The sequence below is a fragment of the Chryseobacterium sp. AG844 genome (assembly GCF_003182335.1).
Classification (GTDB): Bacteria; Bacteroidota; Bacteroidia; order Flavobacteriales; family Weeksellaceae; genus Chryseobacterium; species Chryseobacterium cupriresistens.
This window is the reverse complement of the sequence record NZ_QGTV01000009.1, coordinates 59,588-78,837: the sequence shown is the minus strand read 5'-3', so window position 1 is coordinate 78,837 and position 19,250 is coordinate 59,588. Positions and strand designations below refer to the sequence as shown.

22 protein-coding genes are annotated in these 19,250 nt (G+C 36.6%); 10 read left to right on the top strand and 12 right to left on the bottom strand.

Annotation, left to right across the window (positions count from 1 at the left end; translation table 11 throughout):
• Nucleotides 1-12 precede the first annotated feature (12 nt).
• From DEU40_RS11005 to DEU40_RS10985, 5 genes are all read right to left on the bottom strand, one after another.
• On the bottom strand, nucleotides 13-525 hold the full coding sequence (locus DEU40_RS11005; protein ID WP_110009879.1) for an NUDIX hydrolase: 513 nt from the start codon (nucleotides 523-525) through the stop codon (nucleotides 13-15).
• A complete protein-coding gene (gene xerD, locus DEU40_RS11000; protein ID WP_110009878.1) occupies nucleotides 522-1,436 on the bottom strand; it encodes a site-specific tyrosine recombinase XerD in 915 nt (304 codons plus the stop codon). The genes DEU40_RS11005 and xerD overlap by 4 nt, the downstream gene beginning before the upstream one ends.
• A 6-nt stretch (nucleotides 1,437-1,442) precedes the next feature.
• Nucleotides 1,443-1,865 (bottom strand): deoxycytidylate deaminase, encoded by a 423-nt coding sequence (locus tag DEU40_RS10995; protein ID WP_007844123.1) that lies wholly within the window; start codon nucleotides 1,863-1,865, stop codon nucleotides 1,443-1,445.
• Nucleotides 1,866-1,919: 54 nt separating this feature from the next.
• Nucleotides 1,920-2,687, bottom strand: a complete 768-nt coding sequence (locus DEU40_RS10990; protein ID WP_110009877.1) for an enoyl-CoA hydratase/isomerase family protein — start codon at nucleotides 2,685-2,687, stop codon at nucleotides 1,920-1,922.
• A gap of 105 nt (nucleotides 2,688-2,792) precedes the next feature.
• Nucleotides 2,793-4,280, bottom strand: coding sequence for a catalase (locus DEU40_RS10985; protein ID WP_110009966.1), 1,488 nt, complete (start codon nucleotides 4,278-4,280; stop codon nucleotides 2,793-2,795).
• A gap of 130 nt (nucleotides 4,281-4,410) precedes the next feature.
• Between DEU40_RS10985 and DEU40_RS10980 the strand changes: the two genes are divergently transcribed.
• The 10 genes from DEU40_RS10980 (at nucleotide 4,411) to DEU40_RS10940 (ending at nucleotide 12,217) form a co-directional block, all read left to right on the top strand.
• On the top strand, nucleotides 4,411-5,361 hold the full coding sequence (locus DEU40_RS10980) for a LysR substrate-binding domain-containing protein (protein ID WP_047428937.1): 951 nt from the start codon (nucleotides 4,411-4,413) through the stop codon (nucleotides 5,359-5,361).
• A gap of 235 nt (nucleotides 5,362-5,596) precedes the next feature.
• Nucleotides 5,597-6,877, top strand: a complete 1,281-nt coding sequence (gene metK / locus DEU40_RS10975) for a methionine adenosyltransferase (protein WP_110009876.1) — start codon at nucleotides 5,597-5,599, stop codon at nucleotides 6,875-6,877.
• Nucleotides 6,878-6,961: 84 nt separating this feature from the next.
• Nucleotides 6,962-7,453 (top strand): hypothetical protein, encoded by a 492-nt coding sequence (locus DEU40_RS10970; protein ID WP_110009875.1) that lies wholly within the window; start codon nucleotides 6,962-6,964, stop codon nucleotides 7,451-7,453.
• A 193-nt stretch (nucleotides 7,454-7,646) separates the two neighbouring features.
• Nucleotides 7,647-8,237: an RNA polymerase sigma factor gene (locus tag DEU40_RS10965; protein WP_110009874.1), complete on the top strand. Its 591-nt coding sequence runs from the start codon at nucleotides 7,647-7,649 to the stop codon at nucleotides 8,235-8,237.
• Nucleotides 8,238-8,284: 47 nt separating this feature from the next.
• Nucleotides 8,285-8,419, top strand: coding sequence for a hypothetical protein (locus DEU40_RS22760; protein ID WP_262510398.1), 135 nt, complete (start codon nucleotides 8,285-8,287; stop codon nucleotides 8,417-8,419).
• A 20-nt stretch (nucleotides 8,420-8,439) separates the two neighbouring features.
• Nucleotides 8,440-9,135, top strand: a complete 696-nt coding sequence (locus DEU40_RS10960; RefSeq protein ID WP_110009873.1) for a YjjG family noncanonical pyrimidine nucleotidase — start codon at nucleotides 8,440-8,442, stop codon at nucleotides 9,133-9,135.
• Nucleotides 9,136-9,362: 227 nt separating this feature from the next.
• Complete coding sequence (locus tag DEU40_RS10955) at nucleotides 9,363-9,812, top strand: PepSY-like domain-containing protein (RefSeq protein ID WP_110009872.1); 450 nt, start codon at nucleotides 9,363-9,365, stop codon at nucleotides 9,810-9,812.
• Nucleotides 9,813-9,848: 36 nt separating this feature from the next.
• A complete protein-coding gene (locus tag DEU40_RS10950) occupies nucleotides 9,849-10,055 on the top strand; it encodes a PepSY-like domain-containing protein (RefSeq protein ID WP_110009871.1) in 207 nt (68 codons plus the stop codon).
• Between the two features lie 204 nt (nucleotides 10,056-10,259).
• On the top strand, nucleotides 10,260-10,931 hold the full coding sequence (locus DEU40_RS10945) for a response regulator transcription factor (protein WP_110009870.1): 672 nt from the start codon (nucleotides 10,260-10,262) through the stop codon (nucleotides 10,929-10,931).
• Nucleotides 10,931-12,217 (top strand): sensor histidine kinase, encoded by a 1,287-nt coding sequence (locus DEU40_RS10940; protein ID WP_110009869.1) that lies wholly within the window; start codon nucleotides 10,931-10,933, stop codon nucleotides 12,215-12,217. The genes DEU40_RS10945 and DEU40_RS10940 overlap by 1 nt, the downstream gene beginning before the upstream one ends.
• A gap of 64 nt (nucleotides 12,218-12,281) precedes the next feature.
• Here DEU40_RS10940 and trpS read toward each other — a convergent pair whose 3' ends face one another.
• From trpS to ileS, 7 genes are all read right to left on the bottom strand, one after another.
• Complete coding sequence (trpS, locus tag DEU40_RS10935; protein WP_110009868.1) at nucleotides 12,282-13,250, bottom strand: tryptophan--tRNA ligase; 969 nt, start codon at nucleotides 13,248-13,250, stop codon at nucleotides 12,282-12,284.
• A 300-nt stretch (nucleotides 13,251-13,550) separates the two neighbouring features.
• Entirely contained in the window at nucleotides 13,551-14,195 is a 645-nt protein-coding gene (locus tag DEU40_RS10930; protein WP_110009965.1) for a vancomycin high temperature exclusion protein, read from the bottom strand.
• 15 nt (nucleotides 14,196-14,210) lie between these two features.
• Nucleotides 14,211-14,852, bottom strand: coding sequence for a lipoprotein signal peptidase (locus tag DEU40_RS10925; RefSeq protein ID WP_110009867.1), 642 nt, complete (start codon nucleotides 14,850-14,852; stop codon nucleotides 14,211-14,213).
• Nucleotides 14,852-15,046, bottom strand: a complete 195-nt coding sequence (locus DEU40_RS10920; protein ID WP_110009866.1) for a DUF2683 family protein — start codon at nucleotides 15,044-15,046, stop codon at nucleotides 14,852-14,854. Before DEU40_RS10920 ends, DEU40_RS10925 begins: the two co-directional genes overlap by 1 nt.
• Before the next feature lie 17 nt (nucleotides 15,047-15,063).
• On the bottom strand, nucleotides 15,064-15,315 hold the full coding sequence (locus tag DEU40_RS10915; RefSeq protein WP_110009865.1) for a DUF6576 domain-containing protein: 252 nt from the start codon (nucleotides 15,313-15,315) through the stop codon (nucleotides 15,064-15,066).
• 78 nt (nucleotides 15,316-15,393) lie between these two features.
• Nucleotides 15,394-15,774: a TraR/DksA family transcriptional regulator gene (locus DEU40_RS10910; RefSeq protein WP_002983772.1), complete on the bottom strand. Its 381-nt coding sequence runs from the start codon at nucleotides 15,772-15,774 to the stop codon at nucleotides 15,394-15,396.
• Nucleotides 15,775-15,832: 58 nt separating this feature from the next.
• Complete coding sequence (gene ileS / locus DEU40_RS10905) at nucleotides 15,833-19,228, bottom strand: isoleucine--tRNA ligase (RefSeq protein ID WP_110009864.1); 3,396 nt, start codon at nucleotides 19,226-19,228, stop codon at nucleotides 15,833-15,835.
• Between the last annotated feature and the right edge of the window lie 22 nt (nucleotides 19,229-19,250).

Genomic DNA, 19,250 nt, shown 5'->3' with positions numbered 1-19,250 from the left:
ATTTTACAAAAATTATTTCTTTATATAGCTCTCAAAAAATCTCTTCTGAGAATCGAAAGCGATATCTTCAAGATCCAGATCCTGTAAAGGAATCCAGACTGCTTCTGAGATTTCAGAGAGTTCAAGACTTACCTCAAATTTTTCCGCAACATTGTATTCATAAAAGAGATCGATCGTATTGTAATCAATTTCTTTATATTGATAAATGTTGGGAAGACTGGTAAGGTATTTCAGGTTAGAAATATCGATATCAAGCTGAAGTTCTTCAAAAAGTTCTCTTTTACAGGTTTCCTCTGCACTTTCCTTAGGGTCAACAAATCCTCCCGCGAGATCCAGCTTTCCTTTTTTAGGGTCTCTGTTTCTTCTGGTAAGGTAAATTTCGTCTCCACATCTGATGACAACCGCTACCGCGCCTGCCACATTATTATACAAAGTAAAACCACATTCCGGACAGCTCCATTTCTTTTCACCATCCCAGTGTAAGGACTCTTTGCCGCAGCTTGGGCAATATTTCAATAGTTTCATTGAGCAATATTAATATTTCTCGGGTGATAACTCAAAATAACATCCCTTAATTCTTCTGTTTTCAGGTGCGTGTAGATCTCCGTTGTTGTAATACTGGAATGTCCCAGCATTTCCTGGATATAACGTAAATCTGCTCCATTCTGTAATAAATGGGTTGCAAATGAGTGTCTGAATGTGTGTGGAGATATTTTTTTGTTAACCCCTGCTTTATCTGTAAGTTCTTTAATAATAAGAAATACAATTACCCTGGACATGGAAGTTCCACGGCTGTTTAAAAACAGAGTATCTTCATATTTCTTATTGATTTTACCTTTAGAACGAACCTCTTTGATATAACTTTCAAGCAGATCAGCCGTATAATCAGCTAAAGGAACAAAACGGGTTTTGTTTCCTTTTCCGTGTACCTTGATATATTGCTCTTTGAAGTTGATATTGGATATCTTCAGATCGATCAGTTCGGAAACACGAAGTCCGCAGCCATATAGAACCTCTATGATGCATTGGTTTCTTTTTCCAAGATCTGTATTGACCTCAATAGCAGCAATAATTTTGTTGATATCAGGCAGGCTTAAAGTATCAGGTAGATATAATCCCAGTTTAGGACCTTCAAGTAACGCCGCAGGATTGTCTTCACGATATTCATCCTCCAGCAGAAATTTGAAGAAAGCTTTGATGGAAGATATCCATCTTGCCTGTGATCTCTCACTGAATTTCTGTTTGGAAAGATTGAAAATGTATTCCTGCAGGTTTTCGTAACCGATGGAGTCTGGACCGACGTTTTCCAGATCCTCTTCTGCGTAATCTTTTAATTTTTTAATGTCCCGAACATAGGCGTCGAGCGTGTTTTCTGAAAAATTTCTTTCGAAACGAAGAAATATTTCAAAATCTTTGATCTTTTCATCCCAAGTCATTTGTGCTTATTTTTTTAGTTCACAGTCCGATATTTGTTCTATTTCAATGTTATGGTTTCTCAGGAACGATATTCCATCGTCATCCGAATACTCATTAATATACACCAGTCTCGTAATCCCTGCCTGCAGAATCAGCTTGCTGCATTCTTTACAGGGAGACAGCGTTAAATATAACGTTGCTCCTTTTGCAGATTGGGTAGAGGCCGCCAGCTTTAATATAGCGTTGGCTTCCGCATGCAATACGTACCAGTGTGTTTTTCCGTCTTCATCTTCACAGCAGTTTTCGAATCCCGAAGGAGTCCCGTTGTAACCATCTGAAATAATCATCCTATCTTTTACGATAAGAGCTCCCACCTGTTTTCTCTTACAGTAGGAGAGTTTTGCCCATTCCTGAGCCATTTTTAGATAAGCTTTATCAAACTTATTCATACCGCAGCATTGTTTTTTTTCGAAATAATTTAGATTAAAATCTTTTAGAAAGATTTAGAAGTTAGGTTTTCTCTTCTCTAGAAACGCAGTAACTCCTTCTTTCTTATCTTCCATTTCAAAAAGTTCTCCGAAATATTTGATTTCAGTTTCAAAACCTTTCTCCGTATCCGATAAATTCACGGCGTTTATAGCCTTCGATATTGCCATTGGTGAATTGTAGGCAATCGTGTTTGCTAATTCTCTCGTTTTGGTTAATAATTCTTCAATAGGGTAAACTTCATTCACCAGTCCGATTTCTTTTGCTTTTTGAGCCAGAATCATTTTGGCTGAGAAGATCATTTCGTTGGCAATACCTTTTCCTACAAGCTTCGGAAGCCTCTGAGTTCCTCCATATCCCGGAATCAATCCAAGCGTTACTTCAGGAAGCCCTAATCTGGCGTTTTCCGATGCATATCTGATGTGGCATGCCATAGCAAGCTCCAAACCTCCTCCTAATGCAAAACCATTTACGGCTGCAATGACAGGTTTAGACATGTTTTCAATTTTGTTGAACAATGTATTTTGTCCGTTTCTTGCAAGTTCTTCAGCTTTTTCCTGTCCGAATTCACTGAATTCCTTGATATCTGCTCCCGCTACGAAAGATTTTTCTCCACTTCCGGTAAGGATAATGACTCTGCATGAAGTATCAGCGTTAAGCTCATCCAGTGCGGTACTGATTTCCTGAATTGTTTTTGCATTTAAAGCATTTAAACTCTCAGGTCTGTTTATGGTAATGATAGATAATTTATCTTCTTTTTTTAATAATATGTTCTCGTAACTCATTTTTCCACTTTAAAATATCATCCTTTGCAAATTATGAATTTTTTACAAAAAAAAGGAAAAAATATTATTTTTTTTTCCTTTTTTTTAATTTATCATTCAATATGATTATTTGGAATGATTCATCATATTTGCATCAATATTGACATTTAGTTGAGAAGCCACTTTCATGCCAAGCTCAATGTTGGCGCGGAAAAAGTGACATAACTGCCGGTTGATAATCTCATCTCTTTTCGGCCCTGTGATACCACTCATGCTGCCTACAATATTTTTGATCAAATGATCTCTGTCCTCAGCATTCATTGCTTTTGAATACAACAGTCCCGGTTGGGTATAGTGATCACTGTCGTTGTCATTTCTGTTGTAGCTGGCAACATGAGCACTGTCCAGCTCGTATTCGTAGTTTTTATAAGATGAATCCGGCTTGATGTCATCAAAACTGTTCGGATGATAATTCGGTTTATCCTGATAGTGGCTTGAATCTGCCATAAAACCGTCTCTTTGGTAATTGTTGACAGCAAAAGGACATCTGTTCACTTCCAGCTGATGGGCATTGACACCTACTCTGTAACGGTGAGCATCAGGATAGGAGAATAATCTTCCCTGCAGCATTTTATCAGGAGAGAAGCTGATTCCGTTAATTAAGCTGCTAGGTGAAAAAGTAGACTGTTCCACATGGGCGAAATAATTAACAGGTATTTCGTTAAGCTCCATTTCTCCTACCTCAATCAGAGGGAAATCATCATGGAACCATACTTTGGTCACATCAAACGGATTCCATCTGAAATCTTTTGCCTGTTCTTCTGTCATCACCTGAATGTACATCGTCCATTTAGGAAAATCCCCATTTTCAATAGCATTGCAAAGATCTTCCTGAGCAAAATCAGGGTTTTCTCCTGCCATTTTTACGGCTTCTTCATCTGTGAAATTTTTGACGCCTTGTTTTGTTTTAAAATGGAATTTCACCCACACCCTTTCATTTTTATCATTGATCAGGGAAAATGTATGAGATCCGAAACCATGCATATGTCTGTAACCATATGGAGTTCCTCTGTCTGACATCAATATCAGAACCTGATGAAGCGACTCCGGATTTAAGCTCCAGAAATCCCACATCATCGTGGCGCTTTTTAAATTGGTTTTCGGGACTCTTTTCTGAGTATGAATAAAATCCGGGAATTTTTTTGCATCCTTAATAAAGAATACGGGCGTGTTGTTTCCTACAAGATCCCAGTTCCCGTCTTCAGTATAAAATTTTAAAGCAAAACCTCTTGGATCCCTTGCCGTATCCGCGCTTCCTTTTTCGCCTCCCACCGTGGAAAATCTTGCGAACATTCTGCACCTGTTTCCTACTTTTGAAAACAGTTTTGCTTTCGTGTACTGGCTGATATCATGCGTTACGGTGAATGTTCCGTACGCTCCGCTTCCTTTGGCATGCACAATCCTTTCAGGAATTCTTTCCCTAACGAAATGCGCAAGATTCTCCTGAAGAATAAAGTCTTGCAGCAATACCGGGCCTCTTGGTCCTACCGTCTGTGAATCCTGATGTTCAAAATAAGGTGCGCCGTTACTTAACGTTAATTTTTTAGAATCCATATAATTGATGATTTGAATAATTGTTTCTTTTCCTAAATCCACTGTAAAGGTAATGAATATCAAATTTACTTGAATTTTTAATTGCTAATAGCAAAAACGTTATATCTTTGTAATAGATAATATTAATCAAATGAACATTCAGCAACTGGAGTATCTTATCGCTGTAGATAAGTATAAACATTTTGGTAAGGCCGCTCAGGCGTGTTTTATTACCCAACCTACGTTAAGTGCCATGATACAGAAATTTGAGGATGAACTGGATGTAAAGGTTTTCGACAGAACTACCCACCCGATCCGTACCACGGATGTAGGTCTTCAGATTATTGATCAGGCAAAGGTAATTATCGAGTCTGTCAATGAGCTGAAAAACAAAGCCAACCTTTTGAATAATATTTTAGGAGGTACCATCAATCTGGGAATCATTCCTACCGTTTCTTCTTTCATCCTGCCAACGGAGATTTTCAAATTCCTTGAAGATAATCCGAAAATTCAGATGAATGTAAAAGAAATGACAACTGATAATATTATTAAAGCTCTGAAAGCAGGAGAACTGGATGCGGGAATTATCTCTACTCCTTATGATACGGCTGACGAGTTTTATCAGGATTTCCTGTTCAACGAGGAATTGATGATTTACAGTTCCAATACAGAGGCTAATAAAAAGAATTCTTACATCATTCCGGAAGATCTGAATGTGGAGAAAGTATGGCTTCTTGAAGAAGGAAACTGCCTGAGAAATCAGTTCGAAAATATCTGCCACCTGAAAGAAAATACCCTGAAGCCTAAAAATCTGGATTTCCTGGCTTCCAATATCCAGACTCTGGTACACATGGTTGATAAAGTAGGCGGTATCAGTATTCTTCCGGAACTGGCACTGAGCCAGCTTTCAGAAGAGCAGAAGAAAAATGTCTTCAGATTCAAAAAGCCTTTCCCTTATAGAGAAATCAGTATTATTTATTATAAGCCTACATTTAAGCAAAAGATTATTGATGAATTGTCACATTCTATCAAAACTTCTTTAGAGCTTAAGCTGAATTACCACGAAAGTCCGAAAGAATTTGTAAGCATAAAGCCTCAGTAATCAAAATGCTTTAAAGTGATAGAAATCATCAATTTAAATAAAATTGTAATTAGTAAACAAAATTTTTGAGTATTAGGAAAATAGTACTTAAATTTGCTGACGTTTATTACGAGGAAAAATTTGACCTGATTGCAACCTCTATAAAAAAATGCTAAAACAGTATTCTTTTTTCTGGGCAATTTCATTCATATTTTTCGCAAACACTATTTTAAATCTTTAAAAACAAAAGAATTATATGTCTTATTTATTTACATCTGAATCAGTTTCAGAAGGACATCCGGATAAAATTGCCGACCAAATTTCCGATGCATTAATCGACCATTTCTTAGCATATGATAAAGATTCAAAAGTAGCATGTGAAACTCTTGTAACTACCGGACAGGTGGTATTGGCAGGAGAAGTAAAATCAGATGCTTACCTTGATGTACAGACTATTGCCAGAGAAGTAATCAACGGTATCGGATATACAAAAGGAGAATATATGTTCAATGGAGACTCTTGTGGAGTTATTTCTGCAATCCATGAACAGTCGCCAGATATCAACCAGGGTGTTGACAGAGCAGTAAATGATGAGTCTTTTGAAGCTAAAGCAAATGCACAGGGAGCTGGAGACCAGGGAATGATGTTCGGCTATGCCACTAATGAAACGGCTAATTATATGCCCCTTGCATTAGATCTTGCCCACACGATCCTTAAAGAACTTTCTGCTATCAGAAGAGAAAATAAGGAGATCACTTATCTTCGTCCGGATGCAAAAAGCCAGGTAACGATTGAGTATTCTGATGATCATAAGCCTATCAGAATTGATTCTATTGTAGTTTCTACTCAGCACGATGACTTTGGTACGGAAGAAGAAATGTTGAACAAGATCCGTGAGGATATTAAAAATATTCTGGTTCCAAGAGTTGTTGCACAGCAAACTGAGGAAATTAAAGCTTTATTTAACGATCAGATCAAATATCACATCAATCCTACAGGGAAATTTGTAATCGGAGGACCTCACGGAGATACCGGCCTTACAGGTAGAAAAATCATCGTAGATACTTACGGTGGTAAAGGAGCTCACGGTGGTGGTGCTTTCTCTGGAAAAGATCCTTCTAAAGTAGACAGAAGTGCTGCGTATGCAACAAGACACATTGCTAAAAACCTGGTGGCGGCAGGAGTGGCCGATGAAGTTCTGGTACAGGTTTCTTATGCTATTGGAGTAGCTGAGCCTTGTGGTTTATATATCAATACGTACGGAACTGCAAAAGTGGATCTTCATGATGGGGATATCGCGAAAAAAGTTTCCGCTATTTTCGACTTAAGACCTTATGCTATTGAGCAGAACTTAAAATTAAGGAACCCTATTTATCAGGAAACCGCTTCTTACGGGCACATGGGTAAAGAGCATTATGTAGCTGATAAAACATTCAATAAAGGTCATAAGAATGAGATCACGTTAAAAGATCTTGAATTCTTTACCTGGGAGAAACTTGACAAAGTAGAGGAAATTAAAGCCGCTTTTGGAATTTAATTTCTCTTTAAAGAATAATAATGAACTGCTTTATCTTTGGATAAGGCAGTTTTTTTTAATTTTACACCTTAATAATATAGAAAGATGATGAATTTTAGAACTGTAGTTGCCGCCCTGTCTCTGTTTTTGCTAAGTACATTAGTAAAAGCTCAATATACCATGCATAAAATGATCAGTGTTGGGTATACTTACCAGAATCAAAGTTTTGGTGAAGTAGGAGGGAAATTACTTTTTCTTAAAAATGATGATGTAATTTACAGATTGGGAGGTTCTGCCATGATGGGATCTGTGGATTCCAAATTTGCTATTATGCCGAAACTGCAGGCAGATGTACTTCTTAATTTTGAAAAGAATGTAGACTTCTATCACTCTTATTACTTTTTAGCAGGCGTTGAAGGAACCAATAAATACATTGCTCCTAAAATAGGAGTTACCTTATTCGGGATTCTGGATCTCACCGGAGGATATGCTTTTCCTGTTGGAGATACCCGTCTGAACGGAAAAGAGATGAAAGGGCTTAATATTAATTTTACATTAAATATTCCTACCGTATTCATTCATGATATGTTTAAATGATTTTTTTTAGATTTTTCTCTATAAAATTTAATAATAGGTTAACAGTTATTAAAAAATTATTATATTTACATCATAATAATTTGTACCGCCTATAGAAGAGACTCTACTCTAGAACTGTTTTGTTTACACAGCAAAGGCCAGAAGAAATATCTGGAGGAATACCTGTCTGCAAATATTTATATTGAGAAGAGTTATGAAATCAAAATCGGATAGTTTACTAATTTCCCTTTACCAGAAAGGTGATGAGGCGGCATTGTCAACCCTCATTCACAGACATCAGAGAGAACTTTTTACATTCATTTTTTACAAAATTAATGATGAAGATTTGGCCAATGATATCTTTCAGGATACATTCATGAAAATCATTGTGATGCTGAAAGAAGGACGCTATAATGAAGAAGGTAAATTTATTCTGTGGGCGAAAAGAATTTCTCACAATTTAATCATCGATCATTTCAGGTCAAAAGCAAAGAATATCAAAGTTTCGGAAACTACTTTTGAAACGGATGAATATTCTATTTTTGATTTGATCAGAGAACCCTCAGAAAATATTGAAGATCAGCTGGTAACCAATCAGATTCAGGAGGATCTTCTGCGAATGCTGCAGTTTTTGCCGCAAAACCAACAGGAAGTAATCAAACTGAGGTTTTTCGATGGTTTAAGCTTCAAAGAAATTGCAGATCATACAGAGATGAGTATTAATACAACTTTAGGAAGAGTAAGATATGCACTGATCAACCTGAGAAAAATCATGGACGAAAATAATATAATATTAACGAGATAAATAATATTTCAGAAAATTTCACGTTTTAAAGAAAACATACTTCGCCTATGAAAAAAAATGATTCTTTAAAAGTGAAAACTTTGAAACCTAAGAAACAAACAATTGATTTTTTGCTGAATTTTTCTAAAAGCCTTGAGATTGTGAAAAGCAAGAGCAAAAATTATCCTATTACAAAAAATTAAAATTATTAACTTTGTGCTGTATGAAAATGCAGCACGTTTTTTTTGACCTGGATAATACACTCTGGGATCATCGCAGAAATGCCTATCTTACCATCAAAGATCTTTTTGAAAAACAGGAAATTACTTCGAAGTATCATATTGACTTTGAAGAGTTTCATTCTGTGTATCACGATATCAACGAAGAGTTGTGGGAAAAGATCAGAGACGGGATTATTGGCAAAGAGTACCTGAGAGAACACCGTTTTTATGACTCATTCAAACATTTCGGAATCGATAATAAAGAGCTTGCCCTTTATTTTGAAGAACATTTCCTGGATAATATTGTGAGCCATAATGAACTGGTAGAGGGAGCAGAGGATGTTCTGGAATATCTGAAAGCTAAAGACTATACGTTACACATTATTTCCAACGGATTTCAGGAAGTGACGGAAAGAAAATGTACCCTTTCCGGAATAGCTCCTTATTTTACAACAATTACCAGTGCGGATGCCGTAGGAGTGAGAAAGCCCAATCCAAGGATTTTTGAATACTCGCTGGGACTTTCTGAAGCCAGAAAAGAAGAAAGTATCCTGATTGGTGACGACTGGATTGCAGATGCCATGGGAGCAACAGACTTCGGAATGGATGCTATTTTCTTTGATGTCTATAAAGAAGATAAACAGAAGGAAGGTTTAAAAGCCATTACCCATCTTCAGCAGATTAAGGAATACTTGTAAAAATGAAAGACAATAAAGTCTATACTGTAAAAAGCCATTAAGATCATCTTAGTGGTTTTTTTTTGTTTTTTAAATATTTTCTAAAAATCAACGCAGACATCTGTGATCATCTGGGGTTAAATCCAAACTTTGCCGCATTTATTTTTACCGAAATCATTTTTCCCAATTCTTTCCCAAATTGATTGGCAACTTTGCTCTATAATACTAACAGAAAAAAATTAAATCGTATGAAAAATGTAAAGAAAATCACCGGAGTATTAATGATTGTTTTTTTATTAATCGGAGGCTTAGTTTCCGCACAAGACAGAGCAATCACAGCAAATCAGTTACCAAAGACAGCCAAAACCTTTCTTGCAGTACATTTTAAAGGCATCCCTGTAAACTCTGCAATAGAAGACAGAGAAATTTATGGAGTTGATGAATACAAAGTATATCTGACTAATGGAATGAAAATGGAGTTTGACAGCAGTGGAAACTGGAAAGAAGTGGATGGTAAACACCAGAAAATTCCATATGGTTTCATCCCTGCGTCGATCAAAAATTACAGCACAAAGAATTTTCCCAATACTTACATCATCAAGATCGAAAAGAAAAGATGGTCTTATAAGGCAGAACTTTCCAATGGATTGGAGCTTGAATTTGACCGAAACGGGAATTTTAAAAAAATCGATGATTAACATTTAACCGAATACAAACACTCAATATTAATTACTATGGTCAACTGGAATGTAATAAACAGCAATGGAAGAAAGCTTTCTTCTGCTCAGATTAGAAAGAATATGGTTTCATTTATGACAAGGAATCATCCTTGCAGCATCATTGATTCTATTGAAAAAAAATACAGTGCCTATAAAATTCATTTAATGAATGGTTTGTGTCTTGTTTTTGATGCAGACGGCCGGCATGTGAAATCAAATTAAAAGATTCATGAAAAAGAACCTGAAGGAAGGAGGCAGAGAGCATTTCCATTTTATAGATTTCTTATCGGTAATTTACCATATCACCCTTATACTGATGATATTATCGTAGACTTTCAGATGGGTATCTCTATCTAAGGCTTCCTCCTTATAATTTCCTATATTTGATATAAATAAATCATGCAGCAGAGCATATAGATCCGGAATATGAAGATTTTAATAGTAGAAGATGAACCCGAACTGAAAGATACCGTACAGAAATTTCTGGAGGCAGAACACTTCATTGTAGAGTATGCAGAAAATTACAGTGGCGGACTGGAAAAAATTATTTCTTACGAATACGACTGTATTTTGCTGGATATTATGCTGCCTGATGGAAATGGAATCGATCTGCTGAAAGAGATCAAAAAAATGCACAAGAAAGATCCTGTGATCATACTTTCTGCCAAAGACTCAGTAGATGATAAGGTGGCAGGGCTGGAAATAGGAGCGGATGACTATCTTGCAAAACCTTTCCACCTTGCGGAGCTCATGGCCAGAATCAGGTCTGTGATCAGAAGGAAAAATCAGGATGGTGAAAATATCATCCGCTACAAAAATATCAGCATTGACCCGGAGAACAGAACGGTGAAAGTAGGTGATGAAGAGCTTGTTCTTAACCGTAAAGAATATGACCTTTTATATTATTTTGTGATTCATCCGGAGAAGACCTTACAGAAAACAACACTGGCGGAAGCCATCTGGGGAGATTATATCGATCAGGCAGACAGTCTGGATTTCATTTATTCCCAGATTAAAAATCTTCGTAAAAAACTGAAAACTCTACATGCAGAGGCCGATTTTCAGGCGGTGTACGGAATAGGATACAAATTGATCTGATGAAAACTTCATTAAAATATTACACGATAAAGTACCTGATCATGATCCTGCTGCTGATTATAGCAGTGTGGGCAGGTCTTTTTTATGCCTACATTCTGGATGAAGTACACGATAATGTAGATGATGGCTTAAGAGATAGAAAAATACAGATTATTAAAGCTGTTTATCTTAATCCCCAGCTTTTGAAGAATAATGAATTTGGATTCAATGAATTTAAAATCAATCCGATCAAAGCCGGAGATTATCAGAATAAAAGCAGGCTGTACAATAAGATGTATTATATGGAATATGATGATAAAGATCAGCCTTACAGGGTTTTGGAAGCCGACTTTATTGATCAGTTCAAAGGGCATCAGCGGCTTGTTATCAGGACTTCAACGGTAGAAGAGGACGAATTGATATACGATCTCACAACAGCCTTAATAGTACTTTACATCCTTTTGGTGATAAGTATCGTAGCTGTTAACGGATATCTTCTTAATAAGGCGATGAGACCGTTCTATCAGATATTGGATAAACTAAAAAAATATCAGTTTGGAATTCCTTTTTCCCAGGAAAAACAGAACTATAAGATCACCGAGTTTGAAGAATTAAATGTAGAAATCAATGAAATGATTGAACGTAATGAATTGGTTTTCTATCAGCAGAAACAGTTTATTGAAAACGCTTCCCATGAACTTCAGACTCCTTTGGCTATTGTGATCAATAAAATTGATCTTATGATTCAGAATGATGATTTAGATAAAAAGAATCTCAATTTTCTTACTGAAGTGAAAAACGACCTGAGAAGAATGGTTGGACTGAACAAATCCTTACTCATGCTTTCCAGGATTGAAAACAGCCAGTTTAATAAAACTTCAGACGTTGATTTTAACAGAATGATCACCCAGCTTGTTCAGAATTATGAAGACTTTATTGCCTTCAAAAAAGTAGAGGTCAGCATTATTGAGAAAGGAAAATTTGTTGCTGATTTTAATCAGGATCTGGCAGATATTCTTTTATCCAACCTTCTTAAAAATGCAGTTAAATATAACCATCAGGAAGGGATTTTAAACATTATCGTGGAAAATAACCGGATAACATTTCAAAACAGCGGAAGTGCTGAACCTTTAGATAAATCCAGAATCTTTAACCGTTTCTATAAACAGGGTTCAGATCATACTTCTACAGGATTAGGGCTGTCTATCATCAAAACCATTATTAAACAATATCCAGGCTGGGATATTAATTATGAATATGGAGATCAGATGCATTACTTTATTCTGACAAAGAATAATACCCATTAATAATACTTTATATCAATAGAAAAAGCCTTTCAGACGAAAGGCTTTCTTATGTGTAAAACTCAGATTAAAATCCTAAGCTTGTTCTTACTCTTTTCAGCGTTTCCAGCGCTATAGGTCTGGTTTTCTCTGCTCCCTGCTGAAGTTTTGCTTCGAGCTCATCGAGATTGTTCATATAATAGGCGAACGTTTCTCTTTCCTTCTCAAAACGTACCAGAATAAGATCCAGAAGTTCTTTCTTAGCATGTCCGTATCCGAAGTTTCCAGCAAGATATTTTGCTCTTAATTCTTCAGTCTGTTCAGGCGTAGCAATCAGCTGATAAATCTGGAATGTTTTGTCCGTATCAGGATCCTTAGGCTCTTCTAAAGACTTAGAATCTGATTCAATGCTCATCACCTGTTTTTTCAGCTCCTTTTCAGGTAAGAAAATGTTGATGATATTTCCTCTTGATTTTGACATTTTCTGTCCGTCTGTCCCGGGAACATATTTAGTGTCCTCCTGAAGTTCAGATTGTGGAAGAACAAGAATTTCACCCATCTGGTTGTTGAATCTTGAAGCTACATCTCTTGCAAATTCCAGGTGCTGAAGCTGATCTTTTCCTACAGGTACAATTTCAGCATCATACAATAAAATATCTGCAGCCATCAGAATAGGGTAAGTAAACAAACCTGCATTTACATCCTGAAGCCTGTCTGCTTTATCCTTAAATGAATGAGCTAATGTTAATCTTTGATAAGGAAAAAAACATGATAAATGCCAAGAAAGTTCACAGGTTTCAGCGATATCACTTTGTCTGTAGAAATATGTTTTTTCAGTATCTAATCCACAAGCAAGCCAAGCCGCAGCAATCTCGTAGGTATTTTGTCTTAAAGTCTGCGCATCTTTTATCTGGGTAAGTGTGTGTAGATTCGCAATAAATAAAAATGATTCATTTCCTTCCTGTTTGGATAACTCAATAGCAGGAATAATGGCCCCTAATAAATTTCCAAGATGGGGTGTTCCGGTGGCTTGAATGCCGGTAAGAATTCTTGACATTTGTTTACAATTTATATTAAAAATTAATGAACAGCAAATTTACGAGGTTTGCCGGGAATAATGAAAGATAAAAGATAAAAGATAAAAGATAAAAGATAAAAGATAAAAGATAAAAGATAAAAGATAAAAGATGTTGTTATTAAAATTCAATAGGGGTGGGTATAACTCTGAGCGGAGCCGAAGAAAGCCCAGCCATCTTAAAATACAATATCCATTGGCTTTGCCAAGATCTACCAATCCGGATAATCTGTCTATCTTTCCCCAATCATCTGAAAGCTCTTCGTAATCCGTGGAAAAATATTAAGGAATAACAATTTTTTCCCCTCCAAATTTCGGTTCCACACCAAAAAGAAGATCCCAATAGGCTTTAGCTTTTGCCAGATACTCTCTCAAATTGGTCTTTAAGCCCGCATACTTATTCACATCCTCTGCGTTATATCCAAAGGCATCCATTCCATTTTTTCTGGCCAGAAAAACAGCTCTTTCATTATGGAATTTCTGTGAGATAATGACCAGTTTCGTCTGACCGAAAATGTCTTTTGCTCTTACTACAGAATCCAGTGTTCTGAATCCGGCATGGTCTAAAATAATTTTATCATGATGAACTCCTTGCTGCATCAATGCCAGCTGCATATCTTCAGGCTCATTATAATCTTTGGTGCTATTGTCACCACTAACGATGATGTATTGTATTTTTCCGCTTTTGTATAAATCGGCAGCAGCCTTAATTCTGTTGTAGAAATAAGCATTTGGGGTTCCGTTGTTCAGAAGTTTTCCGGTTCCCAGTAATAAGCCGGTGTTTGATTCCGGTACATCAGCAATATTGTTGGAAACAAATGGTGCACTGTCTTTTTTGATGCTGTAATTTGCCCAGGCAATAAAAATAATTCCTGCAACCATAAGAAGCAGGAAAAATTTAACAATATTTTTGATTATTTTATTCATCTGAAAATAGATCATTTAAAATTCCAAACCGTTTGGAAAAGCTTTTTTTCTGAATATTAATAAGAATGCAGCCCCTACTGTAATAGCAGAATCGGCAACATTGAAAATATATTTGAAGAACTCAATATGTTTTCCTCCGATCAAAGGCCAGCTGTCAGGAACATACCAGTCTACTACAGGAAAATGAAGCATATCTACCACACATCCTTTCATAAAGGTGGAATATCCGTGCCCGAAAGGAACGATTTTAGAAATGCCGCCGTAGCCAATCCATCGGTCAGTGCTGGCGTCATAAACAGTTCCGCTGTCGAAGATCATTCCGTAGAACATCCCATCGATAAGATTTCCGATAGCTCCTGCAAAAATAATCGCCATAGGAACTAAAAGATAATTGGATGCTCCTTCTTTCAGCCATTTTCTGAACATATAGATCATACCTCCGATCAGGAATACTCGTAAGATGACCAGAAAATATTTTCCGATAATTCCTCCGAAATGAAATCCGTACGCCATTCCAGGATTTTCAACAAAAGTTTTGTTAAAGAAACCATTGATGACAGGAATACTCTCATTCAGTTCAAAATGAGTTTTGATATAAATTTTTGAAGCCTGGTCAATGAACAACACCAAAAATGTTATTGCTAAGATCTTTTTCATTACTGTCCTTTAGGTTTTGAGGGCTTTGATGCCGGCTTTACATTTTTATTATCGCTTGCTTTCCTGACTACTTTCTGTCCATTGAATGAGCTCTTAACATGAGCTTTTTCAAATTTAATCCCCATTTCCTTCAGAACACTTTTCAGTGCACTCAGCTCCATAGAATTTTTAGGATGTACTATGATAGATTCCATTTCTTATATTTATTTTTTTACATTTTGGACAATTCATCCAGCCTTTTTCTGTCTTTCTCAGACAAATCATTCACTCCGTTTTTGCCCATCTTACTCAAAAGTCTGTCGATTTCTTTCTCCCGCTCGCGTTTATCAGAATTGAATTGATCATCAATGGTATAATTATAATTTTTTTTCTGATCAGGGAAGAATCTGTTTTTGATCCATTCTCTGTTGAAAAATAATATAACTGCGGCAATGATCACTCCCAAAATTAATAATTCGTTCATGGGTATACATTAAAAATTAGGTTTATAAAGTATCCGTAAATACGTTATAAACCCAATGTTATTTTACAAACCTTACGGTTATTTTTGCATATTTTTCGCTTCGATGCTCAGCGTAGCGTGAGGAACGGCTAAAAGTCTTTCCTTAGGAATCAGCTTTCCTGTTACTCTGCAAACACCATACGTTTTATTTTCGATTCTGATCAAAGCATTTTTAAGATCACGCACGAATTTTTCCTGTCTTCCTGCCAAAATAGAATTCTGTTCTTTGCTCAACGTTTCTGCTCCTTCTTCAAAAGCTTTGAAAGTAGGAGACGTATCATCAGTACCATTATTCTGGTCATTGATAAAACTTTCTCTGATAAGCTGAAGATCCTTTTCTGCTTTTTCTATTTTTTCTTTAATGATCGCTTTAAATTCCTGTAAATCAGCATCGCTGTATCTAACTCTTTCGTCTGACATATTCTTTCTCTTTTTTAATAAAATTATGAAATGGAATTTGAAATATAATAACTACATGTTAATTTTTTTCAACATTTATCTTAAAATTAACCTCATCTATTTCGATTTCGTTAAAATTTAAAAGTGAAGATACAATTTCTATTTTATTTGACAAGACTTCGGAAGAAATATATTCTTCATTTTTCTTAATCTCATTCAGGAAAGGAGAACTTTCTTCCAATGTGATTGAAATTCTGTCTGTCAGTTCAAAGTCTTTATCTTTTCGCAAGTTCTGAATTCTGTTGATGAACTCTCTTGCGATCCCTTCAGATTTTAACTCATCGGTTAACGTCAAATCTAATGCCACAGTTGTTTTTCCATCAGAAGTTACGGTCCATCCCGGGATATCTTTTGTAGAGATTTCCACATCATCAAGAGTGATCTCATATCCCTGAACATCTGTTTTCCCTTCTTTTTCAAGACCGGCAATCTGTTCTGCACTAAGATTAGCAATCTCTGCACCTACCATCTTCATATCTTTCCCTAATTTAGGACCAAGCGCTTTGAAGTTGGGTTTTATCTGTTTTACAATTAAATGGGATGCTTCTTCAGCATTAATTAACTGTAATTCTTTAACGTTCACTTCCTGTTTGATCAGATCTGCAACCGCAAGAATCTGCTCTTCTGTTTTAGCATCCAGTACAGGAACCAATACTTTTTGTAAAGGCTGACGAACTTTTACATTTTCTTTCTTTCTCAATGAGAAGACCATACTTGTAATGTTCTGTGCCAGATGAGTCTTTTCAACCAGATCCTGATCGATTAAACTTTCATTAGCTACCGGGAAGTCTGTAAGATGTACAGATTCACAATTTTCCTTACCTGTTACTTTATTCAGATCCTGATACAACTGATCCATGAAGAACGGAGCAATAGGAGCAGAAAGCTTAGCTACTGTTTCAAGACAAGTGTATAAAGTCTGGTAAGCAGAGATCTTATCATCAGAATAATCTCCTTTCCAGAAACGTCTTCTGCATAATCTTACATACCAGTTACTCAGGTTGTCGTTCACAAAAGTACTGATCGCTCTTGCTACTCTTGTCGGCTCGTAGTCTTCATAGAAAGCTTTTACCTCCTTGATCAGAAGATTAAGCTCAGAAAGGATCCATCTATCGATTTCAGGACGGTTTTCCACTTCTTTTTCCGAATAGTTGAAGCCATCCACATTCGCATATAAAGCGAAGAATGAATAGGTATTGTAAAGTGTTCCGAAGAACTTTCTTCTTACTTCGTCAATTCCTTCAATATCAAACTTCAGGTTTTCCCATGGGTTGGCATTGGAAATCATGTACCAACGCGTAGCATCAGGTCCGTATACAGCAAGTGTTTCGAACGGATCTACTGCATTTCCTAAACGTTTTGACATCTTCTGTCCGTTCTTGTCCAGAACAAGACCGTTACTCATTACATTTTTATAAGCAACTGAATCAAACACAGCTGTTCCGATAGCGTGAAGCGTATAGAACCATCCACGGGTCTGGTCAACACCTTCTGCGATGAAATCAGCAGGGAATGCTTTATTATTGTCGATTAATTCTTTGTTTTCGAAAGGATAATGCAACTGTGCATAAGGCATAGACCCTGAATCGAACCAAACATCGATCAGATCGCTTTCACGTTTCATTGCTTTTCCTGAATCAGAAACCAATACCACTTTGTCAACCACGTTTTTGTGAAGATCCACAAGCTCATAGTTAGACTCAGCCATATTTCCGATGATGAAACCTTTGAACGGGTTTTCAGTCATCAGTCCTGCTGCAATTGATTTTTCGATTTCATTGTATAACTCTTCTACAGAACCGATGATTTTTTCTTCTTTCAGATCATCTGTTCTCCAGATCGGCAATGGAATACCCCAATATCTTGAACGGGATAAGTTCCAGTCGTTTACATTTTCCAACCAATTCGCAAAACGTCCTTCTCCGGTAGCTTTTGGCTTCCAGTTGATCTCTTTGTTTAAATTAACCAGTCTGTCTTTTACAGCAGTCATTTTCACAAACCAAGAATCCAACGGGTAATACAATACCGGTTTATCTGTTCTCCAGCAGTGTGGATAAGAGTGGACATATTTTTCTACTTTGAAAGCCTTGTTCTCCGTTTTCAATAAGATGGCAAGTTCTACATCCCATGATTTCTCAGGAGCAGTTCCTTCATCGTAGTATTCGTTTTTGATATAAGTTCCGGAGAATACCTCAGGAACATTATCTCCTTTGATGAATTTCCCTTGTAAATCTACCAATGGTACAAGATTATCATTTTCATCTTTTACCAACATCGGTGGAACCTCAGGCTGAGCCATTTTAGCTACTCTCGCATCATCAGCACCAAAAGTAGGAGCCGTGTGAACGATACCTGTACCATCTTCAGTCGTTACGAAATCTCCTAAGATTACTCTGAATGCATTCTCAGGATTGTCATTGGGCGTAAACCAAGGAACTAATTGCTCATATCTTGTATCAACAAGTTTTTCTCCTGTAAATTCTTTTAGTATTCTAAAAGGGATTACTTTCGTTTCCGGAGTATAATTGGCAAAATCTTCATCTGTACCTTCTGCGTATTTTTTACCGAAAACTTTAGGTAAAAGAACGCTGGATAAAACTACTGTTACAGGTTCAAATGTATATTGATTGAAAGTTTTAACTACAACATATTCAATATCTCTACCTACGGTAAGAGCTGTATTGGATGGAAGTGTCCATGGGGTGGTCGTCCACGCAAGGATATGAACATCTCCGTCAACATCATTGAACAATGCTGAAGAGTCTTTTTTCACTTTAAACTGAGCCACAACCGTTGTGTCCGAAACATCACGATAGGTTCCGGGCTGATTCAGTTCGTGAGAAGAAAGTCCTGTTCCTGCTTTTGGAGAGTAAGGCTGGATGGTGTAGCCTTTGTACAACAAGTCTTTATTGTACAATTGCTTCAATAGCCACCAAACCGTTTCCATATATTTTGACTTGTACGTGATGTACGGATCATCAAGGTCTACCCAATATCCGATTTTTTCCGTAAGGTTATTCCATACATCGGTATAACGCATCACGGCTTCACGGCAAGCTTTGTTATAGTCTTCAATAGAGATTTTTTTGCCAATATCTTCTTTAGTGATTCCTAATTCTTTTTCTACACCCAGTTCCACAGGAAGACCATGCGTATCCCAGCCTGCTTTACGGAAAACCTGCTTTCCATTCTGAGTCTGGTAACGGCAGAAAATATCTTTCAATGCTCTTGCCATTACGTGGTGAATTCCAGGCATACCGTTTGCTGAAGGCGGACCTTCATAAAAAACAAACTCAGGATTTCCCTGACGAATCTCAACACTCTTATTGAAAGTTTTATTTTGTTTCCAAAATTCCGCTACATTCTCTGCTACGTCAATAAGGTTGAGGTTTTTGTATTCTTTAAATTGGCTCATTGTAAATATCTCAATATCGTTG